Origin of the sequence: Rhodococcus sp. WAY2 (assembly GCF_009859915.1) — a bacterium.
In the GTDB taxonomy this organism is placed as follows: Bacteria; Actinomycetota; Actinomycetes; order Mycobacteriales; family Mycobacteriaceae; genus Rhodococcus_F; species Rhodococcus_F oxybenzonivorans.
Genome location: NZ_CP046572.1, coordinates 3,910,089 through 3,921,240, shown reverse-complemented (window position 1 = coordinate 3,921,240; position 11,152 = coordinate 3,910,089). Strand labels below are relative to the sequence as shown.

Here is an 11,152-nt window from a genome sequence, read left to right as displayed (position 1 = left end):
AACTCAGTTCCCTCGTGCAATCCACTCGGCGAGGTGCGGGGACTCGGTGCCGATCGTCGTTCCGTCTCCGTGCCCGGTGTGCACCGTCGTCTCCTCGGGGAGGGCGAACAGCCGATCGCGGATCGATCCGATAATCGTCGGGAAATCCGAGTACGACCGTCCCGTCGCCCCGGGGCCACCGGAGAACAGGGTGTCGCCGGAGAACAGAGCACCCACCTCGGGCAGGTATAGGCACGACGAACCCGGCGAGTGCCCCGGAGTATGGATCACCTGAATGTCGGTGCCGGCGATGGCAATACGTTGTTCGTCCTCGAGCCGCCAGTACTTCGCGTCGGGGTGCGTCATCTTCCAGAGGATGTCGTCACCCGGGTGCAACAGCACCGGAGCGTGCAAGCGCTCCGCGAGCTCCGGTGCGACGGTGACGTGGTCGTTGTGACCGTGCGTGCAGATCACGGCATTCACGTGCCGGCCGTCGACCGCGTCGATGATGGGCTGCGCCTGATGGGCAGCGTCGACGATCACCACGTCGGTGTCGTCACCGATCAGCCAGATGTTGTTGTCGACGTTCCACTCTCCGCCGTCGAGAGCGAAAGTGCCCTCGGTGACGACCCGCTCGATCCGCAGCTTCCCACTCACAGGACCACCACCGAACGGAGCACCTCACCGGCATGCATGGTGTGGAAGGCCTGTTCGACCTCGTCGATCTTGATGCGCTCGCTGACGAACTTCTCGAGGGGAAGCCGGCCCTGCTGGTACAGATCGACAAGCATCGGGAAGTCACGCTCGGGCAGGCAGTCGCCGTACCACGACGACTTCAACGAACCACCGCGCGAGAAGAAGTCGATCAGCGGCATCTCGAGCTTCATATCCGGGGTCGGCACACCGACCAGGACGACGGTGCCTGCGAGGTCGCGGGCGTAGAAGGCCTGCTTCCAGGTCTCGGGTCGGCCGACCGCGTCGATCACCACGTCGGCACCGAAACCGCCGGTGAGCTCCTGCACGGCCTCCACCGCATCCACGTTCGAACCGTTGATCGTGTGGGTGGCACCGAGCTCCTTCGCCCACTCGAGCTTCTTGTCGTCCCGATCGATCGCGATGATCTTCGACGCACCGGCAAGCCGGGCCCCCATGATGGCCGCATCACCGACGCCGCCGCAGCCGATGACGGCCACCGAATCGCCGCGGCTGACGTTGCCGGTGTTCACCGCGGCACCCAGACCGGCCATCACACCGCAGCCGAGCAGGCCGACGACAGCAGGGTCAGCCGACGGGTCCACCTTGGTGCACTGACCGGCGTGCACCAGAGTCTTGTCGGCGAACGCCCCGATACCCAGCGCAGGCGTGAGTTCGGTGCCGTCCTCGAGAGTCATCTTCTGCGTCGCGTTGAACGTGTCGAAGCAGTACTGCGGACGGCCACGCTTACACGCGCGACACTGACCGCACACAGCACGCCAGTTCAGGACCACGAAGTCGCCGACCTCGACAGAATCGACGCCCTCGCCGACGCTTTCCACGATGCCTGCGGCCTCGTGACCCAACAGGAACGGGAACTCGTCGTTGATCCCGCCCTCACGGTAGGTGAGGTCGGTGTGGCAGACCCCGCACGCCGCGATGTCGACGACTACTTCTCCGGGTCCGGGGTCGGGAATGGTGATGGTCGCGATCTCAACGGGGGCACCCTTCGAGCGGGCGATGACACCTCGTACCTGCTGCGGCATGGGACTCGTTCCTTCGGTCGATCAGTGTGGCGGATCGATGCATCGCTATATATGCACCTCTTCCCGGAACACTACGGACCGCAGCACCGAGGGGGGACTGATCAAAGGGACAGGCCGACCTGGTCGGATTGCCAGCCCGGCCAGGTCGCAGCCTGTCGGCCGCTCGTGTTGGTATCCGCGCTCAGCCCACCGCCGCGAAAGCGGCAGACACGTATTGGGCACTCCGGTCTGAGCCGAGGAGCCCCGGACCCATCTTGTTCATCACGTAGGTCACCGTCATTCGCCGCTCGGTGTCGATGACGACCTGGGATCCACCCCAGCCACCCCAGAAGCAGATCCGCCCCTCGGGCACGAAGGGAATTGACACCGGCGTCGGCAGTCCGTAGCCGATTCCGAACCGGATGGGCTGTCCCAGAGCAAGATCCACGCCGTTCGACTGCTCTTCGAAGATAAGCGCGATGGTGTCGGGCGAGAGCAGACGGACACCGTCGATCTCGCCACCGCACGCCACCACCGATTGGATGCGGGCAAGGGATCGCGCGTTACCGTGCCCGCCCGCCGCACCGTTCTCGGCCTGTCGCCACTCCGGGGTCCATGCCGCGGAGGCGTCGGGGCCCGGCCCGGTGAACGTCTTGACGATGACACTCTCGGGGTCGAGTGAAGCCAAATCAATCGGCAGCGGCGGCGGTGGAACGACATTCGACACGCGTCCGAACTCCGAGGGATTCAACCCGATGTGGAAGTCGGCACCGAGCGGTCCGGCGATCTCCTCGGCGACGAACCGCCCGAGGGTGCGTCCGTCGACCCGGCGGATCACCTCACCGATCAGATGACCGTAGTTGAGGGCGTGATACCCGGACATGGTGCCCGGCTTCCACCACGGAGCCTGGGCTGCAAGCTGTTTGGTCGACTCCGCGAGGTCGAACATATCCTCGACCGTGAACGGCTTGTCCCAGCCGGAGACGCCGGAGGTGTGCGAGAGCAGGTGCCGGACCTCGACGTCGCCCTTGCCGTTCGCGGCAAATTCCGGCCAGTACCGGGCGACAGGCGCGTACACGTCGAGCAGCCCTCGATCGACGAGCACGAGCGCGGCCAGCGCGGTCACAGTCTTGGTGCACGACCACACGTTGGTGATCGTGTCTCGACCCCAATCTGTGGTGTGCGTGGCGTCGGACCATCCGCCCCAGATATCGACCACCGGGGCACCGTCGAGGGTGACGACGATGGATGCGCCGAGGTCCTCACCGGAGTCGAGGTTGTCTTTCAACGCTTCCTGCAACGCCGAGAAGCGGCTGTCGCACACACCACCGATTTTGGTCACGCGGATTCCTTTCACGGACGGCTACATTCTGATCTTGACTTCGGATTCAAGTCGAATGTCAGTGTGGTCCCGGTCCGCTGTGATGTCAATCACTCGATTGCCGTTGACCAGCTCGCGAGCACCGTGTGCGCCGCGTCACAACCAGCCGCGGCGTTTGAACACCACATAGAGCAGGGCGGCGGCGCCCACGATCACGACCGCGCTCGACACGACTCCGCCGTTGTGACCGAACCCAGGGTAGGGAACGTTCTGCCCATACCAGCCGGTGACCGCAGTCGGTACCGCGATGATCGCCGCCCACCCGGTGAGCTTCTTCATCACCGTGTTCAGTCGAGCGTCCTGCAGGGACAGATTGGTTTCGAACACGGTAGTCACCATGTCCCGCAAAGATTCCGTCCATTCGGTGGCACGGATGACGTGATCGTAGAGGTCGGCATACCAGCCGTCCAAGGCAACGCTGTTGCCGTGCTCCTCACGGTGCCGCATCACCGCGGTGACCACTTCGCGCATCGGCAGCACCACGCGCCGTAGTTCCACCAGTTCCTTCCGCGCGCGGTACGTGTGCCGCTGGATGACGCGAGTCTGTGCGCGGTCGTCGAACAGTCCCTCTTCGAGGTCCTCGATGGTGTCGTCGAGCGACTGGATGGCGTCGAACTGTCCATCGACGATGACGTCGAGCAGACCGTGGAGCAGGGCGGCCGTTCCGTGCTGCAGCAGGTCGGAATTGTCGTCCCAGCGCCGCAGCACCTCCTCCATGTCGAATCCCGCCGAGCCGGCGTCCGCACGCCGCACCGTGACGATCCCACGGGGAAGGACGAACACCGACACCCTGCTGGTACGCAGACGCGACCCCAGACTGTCCGGCGGCGCGTCCACCGTCAGCCGGGTGGCGTACACAGTGAGGAAGGTGTGGTGCGCGTACCTCGTCGCCTTCGTCCGCTCGGCATGCGCGAGAACGTCTTCGACTGCGTGCTGATCGAGCGTGAGCTCCTCGGCGAGCTCGCACAGTTGCGCGTGGTCGGGGTCGCAGAGGTCCAGCCAGACGAGGGCACCGTCCTCCTCGAGGTAATCCGAGACCTCAGCGAGAGGAAAATCCGTGGCGGCGAGCCGGCCCTGCCGCCACAGACGCGTCCTGACAGGTTCCTGCATACCGGTGGTCACACCTTGCAGTGTGCCCGCGCTCAGCCGACCTCGGCGTCGCGACGCGGAAGCTTCCACCCCGGCCGCACGAAGTGGCAGGTGTATCCATCCGGCAACCGCTGCAGGTAGTCCTGATGTTCGGGCTCCGCCTCCCAGAAGTCGCTTGCCGCGGTCACCTCGGTGACCACCTTGCCGGGCCAGAGTCCGGAGGCATCCACGTCGGCGATCGTGTCCTCGGCGACGCGTCGCTGCTCGTCGCTCGTATAGAAGATGGCCGAGCGGTAGCTGGCTCCGATGTCGTTACCCTGCCGGTTCTTCGTCGACGGGTCGTGGATCTGGAAGAAGAACTCGAGAAGGTCGCGGTACGACGTCTTCGACGGATCGAACACGATCTCGATCGCTTCCGCGTGCGAGCCGTGGTTTCGGTACGTCGCGTTCGGTACGTCCCCACCGGTGTATCCCACGCGTGTGGAGATCACGCCCGGCTGCTTACGCACGAGTTCCTGCACACCCCAGAAGCAGCCTCCGGCCAGGACGGCGGTCTCGGTGACGTTCGACATTGTCCGTTCCCTTCATCGGGGCGCGAGTACACCCCGGGTCGTTTCTCCCCCTCCACAACACCGGCCGTCCGCATCTATTCCGCAACGAGGTGCAGCCTGCTACCGCCCGGCGCCCTCCACAGCGCTTTCCAGCTCGTCCAGGAAAGCCACCTGCGCGGCGATCAGTCTGGTCCGCGCCACTGCGACGGAACACCACTCGACCCGGTCGATCTCGGGGAACGATTTCTGCCGGCCCGACCTCGGAGGCCACTCCATCTCGAATTCGTTGCTCACGGCGTCGGTGACGTCGAGGTCGCCTCGCACAGCGAACGCGCTGACCACCTTTCCCGCCCGTTGCCGGACCGGAGCAAGAGGAACTACCGCACCCTGCGGCGGATCGAGACCGACCTCCTCCCGAAATTCCCGCTGCGCCGCAGCCCACGGGTCTTCGTCGACGGCATACTCCCCCTTCACGATCGACCACGCTCCTGCGTCCCGACGCGCCCACAACGGACCACCCGGATGGCAGATCAACACCTCGAGCACACCGTCCCGGATGCGGTACGGAAGCAACCCCGCACTCTGCTTCGCCACCACACCAGCATGTCACGGACGTGTGACGGCGCTGCGAACGTTCGGCCACACCCACGAGCTTCTTCTTCCGTTCCGCCGTAGCCGGCAGCCGGGGTGGGGTACGTATTGGGAGAACAGGGGGCCTGGCGATCGAGGAGGAGTTACAGATGAGCGATCAGGAAACCGGTGCGGTGACGGGAACGAAAGACAAGGACTACAACTTGATCTGGTTCGTCGAAGCGTCGCTGAGTAACGCTCTGCGCCTGGACGGCTACATCCGGGACGCCGAACGCGCCGGAGATACCGAGCTCATCGACTTCTTTCAGCGAGCGAAGGCCGTGAGCCTCAAAGGTGGCGAACTCGGAAAAGGACTCCTCGCTGCCCGGCTCGCTCCCAAGGACAGCTGACTCCGGCCTCGGAGACGGACATCGTCGCCGATTCGGGATGAGAAGTCGGTTCGAGGAAGGTGCGACCCAGGACGGACAGGACTCCCGCACCCAGTGACCGGGGTCACCGCGTGCGAGCGCCCGTCGGCGCTGTGAGAGTCTGTCACTCGTCGTACCGGATAACCGACCGAGCTTCCGTCTCCGCGGGGTTCTGTCCTGGAAAGGTCGCACAATGAGTGTGAACGCCGAAATTACCGAGGGGCCGCTGTCGGGACCGATTCTTCCGGAACCGATCGGGCGAAGCCGGCCGATCTTGCCGGGTGACGACCCCTTCTACGTCCCACCCGCCGGTTTCGCCGCCGCGGCGCCGGGTGCCGTGCTCCGCAGTCGCGAAGTCGAACTGGCCCTCCTCGGCGTCATCCCACAGAAAGTGTCGGCCTGGCAGCTGCTGTACCGCAGCTGCGACCTGCACCAGGCTCCCGAGGTGGCGGTCACCACCGTGCTGCTGCCGTTCGGCGCCGACCCGGACGAGGAGCGGCCGCTACTGGCGTATCAGTGTGCGATCGACGCCATCGCCGACAAGTGCTTCCCGTCGTATGCACTGCAGCGGGGTGCGTTCTCGCCCGGCAGCCTCCCGCCCCTCGAGATGCTGATCATCGCCAATGCGCTCGAGCGGGGCTGGGCCGTGACGCTGGCCGACCACGAGGGCATGGGCGGTTACTTCGGCGCACCCCGCGAACCCGGCTACCGGGTCCTCGACGGGATCCGTGCGGCGCTCAGCTTTCCGCCCCTGGGACTCGACGCCGCGACCAGAGTCGGCGTGTGGGGATATTCCGGTGGCGGCATGGCCTCGTCCTGGGTAGCCGAAATGGCCCCGGAATACGCACCCGAAATCGACATCGTCGGTGCAGCGCTCGGCGCCCCGGTCGGTGACCCGGGCGAAACCTACATCCGGCTCAACGGCACCCTCCACGCCGGCCTCCCCGCGCTCGTCGTCGCCGGACTGCGCCACCTCTATCCCGGCCTCGGACGAGTGATCCGCGACCATGCCGACGACGAAGGAATTCGGCGACTCGACAAGATCGAGACGATGTCGACGGTGGAAGCTGTCGCACGTTTCGCCCGTGACGACTTCGACGACTACACCGACATCCCCCTCGCCGACATCCTGGCCACACCCGAGGTGCTGGAGGTGTTCGACGACATCCGGCTCGGCGGACGCATTCCCGAGTGCCCGTTACTGGTGGTGCACCCGGTCCACGACCAAATCATCCACATCGAGGACGTCGACGGGCAGGTCGAGCGGTATGTCGAGGGCGGCGCCCACGTCACCTACGTGCGGGACCGATTGAGTGAGCACCTGTCACTGATGGTGATCTCCGCGCCCGCCATGCTCGAGTGGCTGGCGGACCGATTCGCCGGCACGCCACTCCCACCGTCCGGGACCACAACCGTGTGGTCGATCGCGTCCTCTGCGTTGTCCCCACTCCAGGGGTTACTCACCGTCGGACGCACCGCGCTGCGGGTGCTGTTCGCACGACCGCTGGGCCCGAACTGACCACAGACACCGGCAGCAATCCCCGGTGCCCCGACGTCGGAGCGCACGGCCGCCTAGGGTGGACGAAGGGAGACGGTTGCACGTCCGTCTCGTGACGGCGTCGACGGACAGAGGAGGCTGTGATGAACGGTTCGGGGAGCGGTGACATCGTCCGCACCATGGCTGACCTCGCACGCAGTTTCTCCACCCCGCGGTCGATCGAAGACAGTCTGTCCACCGTGACTGCCGCTGCTGTCGACTTGATGCCGACGGAAGCGTGTGCGGGCATCTTGATGGTCTCCGGGGGCGGGAAAAAGTTCGAGTCGGTTGCCCCGACCTCGGACCTCCTGCCCAAGCTGGACCACGTTCAAGAGGAACTCGGTGAGGGCCCCTGCGTCGCGGCGGCTGTGGCGAACCTGGTGGTCCGCTGTGACGACTTCCGCTCGGACGATCGGTGGCCGAGATTCGCCGCTGCCGCCGTCGACGTGGGCATCTACAGTTCCATCTCCTTCCAGCTCTACACCTCCGAGGGCAAGATGGGTGCGCTCAACCTGTTCGCCTTCGAACCCCACGCCTTCGGTCTCCAGGAAGAGTCGATGGCCGAGGTTCTCGCGGCCCACGCCGCGTTGGCCCTGATGGCCGCGCGTACCAAGGAACAACTGCAGTCCGCGCTGGTCTCCCGGGACGTCATCGGCCAGGCCAAGGGCATGATCATGGAACGGTTCGACGTCGACGCCATCCGCGCCTTCGAGATGCTCACGCACCTCTCACAGGAGACGAACACCCGCCTCCACGCCGTCGCGGAGCAAATCGTCGAACGCGGAAAATAGGGCACTCCCCCGGGAATATCCGGGTTACCGCCCTCGTTGAGACTGTCGACGGTGTCCGACCCAATGCCCCGGGTACCACATTAAATATGTCGCTGCGAGCGACCACTTGCCGAGAGGCGCACTGGCGGGCACCGTCACCTTCCGCCGGATCAGACCTACAGTGCGTAGCGTGCCCGACGGGAATGCGAAGCCGCTGACACCCACAGGTGCCGGCGGCTTCTCACGTTCCGAAGCCCTTCACTCTGATCGAAAAAGAGACAGTGGCCTGGGTGCGGCGGCGATGGCACTATCGGTTCTATGCGCAGACACCGGTGGCCGGCGCAGCCGCCACCCGCCACCGGCGGGACCCAGGTGCATGGTCCGACAGTCCTCGCCGCCCATCAAGGCCTGACGCTGCAATTGAACGACATCACCGCCTATCCGAGTGGGATGCAATTGCGCCTCGTCCTGACGGCCACGGGGAGATGCGCCGAACTCGCCCATCACGAGACGCGCTCGCTGACCGACCCCGAGGACTACTCCGGACACTGGTCTTATCTGTCCGTGTTCGTCACTGTCGGCGACATCGAAGGGGAAGCAGATCCGTACCACCCGGTGACCAGATCGATCCGCGCGCGTCCTCCGACCGAATATCGGACGCTGCCGCACTACTGGGTGGGGACCTGCCAGGTTTCGGGTGCCCTCACCCTGACCGCCGGGTGGGAAGAGATCGGCCTTCCGCCCACCACCACGACCATCGAGCTGGGACCCAACCCATACCTACCCTCGACCAGCCGCTCCGAGTGAGGGCCGTCATTCGACGCATCGAGAACCAAAAGAAACTGGATCAGTTCGGGAAACGGCACACGGTCGAACAAACTGCAGGTCACGTGCCTCGACCGAGGCGACACTTGCTTCCGGGAACGTGGATATCACCGTAAAAGCAAGCCCGACGGGTGCACGCCGGCCGCATCGATACCGTATTGTTAGGAACTTCAAGCCGAGACACCAGCTGTGTAGCAGAGCGCAGACTTGTGTGGCCGGTCGTGAGGCAGTCGCTTCACGATCTTTCACAGAGACGAGACGCCCGTGCCCCTCGCCCATGCTTTCACCAATCGCTACGCAGATGAGCTCATGATGCTCGCTGCGGCCACCCATCGTCCCGCCAGCATCGTCAATATCGGTTGCGGCTACGCCATTCGCATCGATTTCGAATACCAGCACTATCTCCTCGCCGTCAACGCCGAGGGCGTCCTCGCTGATCACCCCGATGCGGCCGCCCTCTGGCGGGTTGCTCTCTTCAAGGAGAGCGACTCGGCCGAGGCCCCCGACCAACTCATCGTCACCGCCGAGTCCAGTTGGCTCGTGGACGCCTTCGACCTGGCCTTCGCCGAGGTGACAGCCACCGGTCAATGGCCATCGGCCGACCTGGCGTTCGGCTCCTTCAACCCTGCGGTGACCTGAAGCCTGCGCACCAGTCGAGCGCCGAGATACGGCGTCACAACTCGGCGACATTGGGTATCTGGTCCTGGACCACGAAGCTCGCGCGGGTATGGACAGGCGCGCCCGGACGACGGATGTAGGGCACGACGCGGAAGTCGTTGCGCCACAACTGATGGTCCAGCTCGACGCGCACATATCCCCGCTGAGCGTTGAAGAATTTCATGTCGAGATTGGCCGCCAGCAGGCGGCGCCCCGTGTCATTCATGTCGGCGCCGTCGCCACCTGAGGTGATCGACGTGCCCGAGAATTCCGACGCGACGACAGGTGATTCCGGGTCGGCATAGTCCCGGCGCAGGTCGGCCACGATGTTCTGGTGACGATCGCCGGTGATCACTACGAGATTGCGTACTCCGCGATCCGCTGCGCCGCCGAGAACGGCGTTGCGATCGGCGACGTAGCCGTCCCACGAGTCGGTGGAGAGCACCGCGTCCGAGCCGGGGTCGTTGTCGGTTTCACCCATCGCCACCTGGTTACCGATGATCTGCCAACGCGCCGGTGACCCGGTGAATCCGTCGAGCAGCCAGTCCCGTTGCTGCGCACCCAGTATTGTGCGGTCGGTGTCGAGCCGGTCGGTGCAATTCGCGGTCACGTTGCCTCCGCACGCCTGCCGGTCCCGGTATTGCCGGGTATCGAGCATGGTGATCTGCGCGAGATCGCCGAAGCGGTAGCGGCGGTGTAGCCGCATCCCCGGCCCGGAGGGTCGCTGAGCGAGCCGCAGCGGCTGGTGCTCGTAGAACGCCTGGAAGGCGGCGGCCCGACGCCGACGGAACAGTGCGGAGATTCGATAGATGTCTATACCCAGTCCCGGCGACTCCGCGGCCCAGTTGTTGTCGACCTCGTGATCGTCCATGGTCACGATCCAGGGGAACGCAGCATGTGCGTCGCGCAATGGCTGCTCGGCTTTGTACTGTGCGTAGCGCAGCCGGTAGCCGGGCAGATCGACGGCTTCATCGCGGTCGACTCCCATCGACATGCCCTCGCGGCCGCGCCTCCACCCGCGTTCGTAGATGTAGTCGCCCAGGTGGACCACCACATCGAGGTCTTCGTCGCTCATGTGCTCGTATGCGGTGTAGAAGCCGGAACTCCACGACTGACACGAGGCGAACGCGAACCGCATCCGCGCGGTGGGCTGTCCCGAAGCCGGGGCCGTGCGGGTCCGGCCGACCGGGGAGATCGCCGAGCCGGCACGGAATCGGTAGAAGTACCAGCGGGAGGGCTCCAAGCCGTGGATCTCCGGATGCACGCTATGGGCGAGTTCACGCGTCGCAACAGCCGTCCCGCGCGTCACCGGGTGCCGGAAGTTCTCGTCGTGCGCGACCTCGTATTCGACGGTCACCGGATCCCAACCCATGCCACCGCGACCACCCGGGGCAAGGGGATCGGGTGCCAAGCGTGTCCACAGGACGACACCGTCCTCTGTCGGATCTCCCGATGCCACGCCGAGTCCGAAGGGGTCATCGCCTCGCCACCGCGGCGCAGGTAACCGCTCGCTGCTCACCGCTGACGTGCCCACCAGCACCGCAGCCGATCCGGCCATACCTACTCGCAGCAACTGCCGACGGGAGAGGCGCATACACCACGGTATATCCGGCGGGGGCGCGGTCGGGCCCCGATCAGTCACCCGGC

12 protein-coding genes are annotated in these 11,152 nt (G+C 65.3%); 5 read left to right on the top strand and 7 right to left on the bottom strand.

Features of this window, described 5'->3' with window-relative positions; translation table 11 throughout:
* Positions 1-3: 3 nt before the first annotated feature.
* The 6 genes from GFS60_RS18000 to GFS60_RS17975 all read right to left on the bottom strand — a co-directional run bounded on the left by GFS60_RS18000 (position 4) and on the right by GFS60_RS17975 (position 5,312).
* Complete coding sequence (locus GFS60_RS18000) at positions 4-636, bottom strand: MBL fold metallo-hydrolase (RefSeq protein ID WP_159923256.1); 633 nt, start codon at positions 634-636, stop codon at positions 4-6.
* On the bottom strand, positions 633-1,718 hold the full coding sequence (locus tag GFS60_RS17995; protein WP_159923254.1) for an S-(hydroxymethyl)mycothiol dehydrogenase: 1,086 nt from the start codon (positions 1,716-1,718) through the stop codon (positions 633-635). The genes GFS60_RS18000 and GFS60_RS17995 overlap by 4 nt, the downstream gene beginning before the upstream one ends.
* A 181-nt stretch (positions 1,719-1,899) precedes the next feature.
* Positions 1,900-3,039, bottom strand: a complete 1,140-nt coding sequence (locus GFS60_RS17990) for a serine hydrolase domain-containing protein (protein ID WP_159923252.1) — start codon at positions 3,037-3,039, stop codon at positions 1,900-1,902.
* Positions 3,040-3,174: 135 nt separating this feature from the next.
* Positions 3,175-4,188, bottom strand: coding sequence for a magnesium transporter CorA family protein (locus tag GFS60_RS17985; protein WP_159927314.1), 1,014 nt, complete (start codon positions 4,186-4,188; stop codon positions 3,175-3,177).
* 32 nt (positions 4,189-4,220) lie between these two features.
* Entirely contained in the window at positions 4,221-4,739 is a 519-nt protein-coding gene (gene msrA, locus GFS60_RS17980; protein WP_159923250.1) for a peptide-methionine (S)-S-oxide reductase MsrA, read from the bottom strand.
* Between the two features lie 99 nt (positions 4,740-4,838).
* The gene (locus tag GFS60_RS17975) at positions 4,839-5,312 is read right to left on the bottom strand and encodes an NUDIX domain-containing protein (RefSeq protein WP_159923248.1); all 474 of its coding nucleotides are present in this window, start codon (positions 5,310-5,312) and stop codon (positions 4,839-4,841) included.
* Positions 5,313-5,458: 146 nt separating this feature from the next.
* Here GFS60_RS17975 and GFS60_RS17970 point away from each other — a divergent pair, with 146 nt between their 5' ends.
* The 5 genes from GFS60_RS17970 (at position 5,459) to GFS60_RS17950 (ending at position 9,487) form a co-directional block, all read left to right on the top strand.
* A complete protein-coding gene (locus tag GFS60_RS17970; protein WP_109335416.1) occupies positions 5,459-5,698 on the top strand; it encodes a hypothetical protein in 240 nt (79 codons plus the stop codon).
* Positions 5,699-5,909: 211 nt separating this feature from the next.
* The gene (locus GFS60_RS17965) at positions 5,910-7,235 is read left to right on the top strand and encodes a lipase family protein (protein ID WP_159923246.1); all 1,326 of its coding nucleotides are present in this window, start codon (positions 5,910-5,912) and stop codon (positions 7,233-7,235) included.
* Between the two features lie 122 nt (positions 7,236-7,357).
* The gene (locus GFS60_RS17960; protein WP_159923244.1) at positions 7,358-8,044 is read left to right on the top strand and encodes a GAF and ANTAR domain-containing protein; all 687 of its coding nucleotides are present in this window, start codon (positions 7,358-7,360) and stop codon (positions 8,042-8,044) included.
* A gap of 297 nt (positions 8,045-8,341) precedes the next feature.
* Positions 8,342-8,830, top strand: coding sequence for a hypothetical protein (locus GFS60_RS17955; RefSeq protein WP_159923242.1), 489 nt, complete (start codon positions 8,342-8,344; stop codon positions 8,828-8,830).
* Between the two features lie 282 nt (positions 8,831-9,112).
* A complete protein-coding gene (locus tag GFS60_RS17950; protein ID WP_236603189.1) occupies positions 9,113-9,487 on the top strand; it encodes a hypothetical protein in 375 nt (124 codons plus the stop codon).
* 34 nt (positions 9,488-9,521) lie between these two features.
* Here GFS60_RS17950 and GFS60_RS17945 read toward each other — a convergent pair whose 3' ends face one another.
* Positions 9,522-11,099 carry an alkaline phosphatase D family protein gene (locus GFS60_RS17945; RefSeq protein ID WP_159923240.1) on the bottom strand — a complete coding sequence of 526 codons (1,578 nt, stop codon included), beginning with the start codon at positions 11,097-11,099 and terminating at the stop codon, positions 9,522-9,524.
* Positions 11,100-11,152: the final 53 nt, after the last annotated feature.

What these genes read in the sequence shown, in the direction of transcription:
- GFS60_RS17995 (WP_159923254.1), bottom strand. Translation starts at nt 1,718, where the DNA reads ATGCCGCAGCAGGTACGAGGTGTCATCGCCCGCTCGAAGGGTGCCCCC.
- GFS60_RS17985 (WP_159927314.1), bottom strand. Translation starts at nt 4,188, where the DNA reads ATGCAGGAACCTGTCAGGACGCGTCTGTGGCGGCAGGGCCGGCTCGCC.
- msrA (WP_159923250.1), bottom strand. Translation starts at nt 4,739, where the DNA reads ATGTCGAACGTCACCGAGACCGCCGTCCTGGCCGGAGGCTGCTTCTGG.
- GFS60_RS17970 (WP_109335416.1), top strand. Translation starts at nt 5,459, where the DNA reads ATGAGCGATCAGGAAACCGGTGCGGTGACGGGAACGAAAGACAAGGAC.
- GFS60_RS17965 (WP_159923246.1), top strand. Translation starts at nt 5,910, where the DNA reads ATGAGTGTGAACGCCGAAATTACCGAGGGGCCGCTGTCGGGACCGATT.
- GFS60_RS17960 (WP_159923244.1), top strand. Translation starts at nt 7,358, where the DNA reads ATGAACGGTTCGGGGAGCGGTGACATCGTCCGCACCATGGCTGACCTC.
- GFS60_RS17955 (WP_159923242.1), top strand. Translation starts at nt 8,342, where the DNA reads ATGCGCAGACACCGGTGGCCGGCGCAGCCGCCACCCGCCACCGGCGGG.
- GFS60_RS17945 (WP_159923240.1), bottom strand. Translation starts at nt 11,099, where the DNA reads ATGCGCCTCTCCCGTCGGCAGTTGCTGCGAGTAGGTATGGCCGGATCG.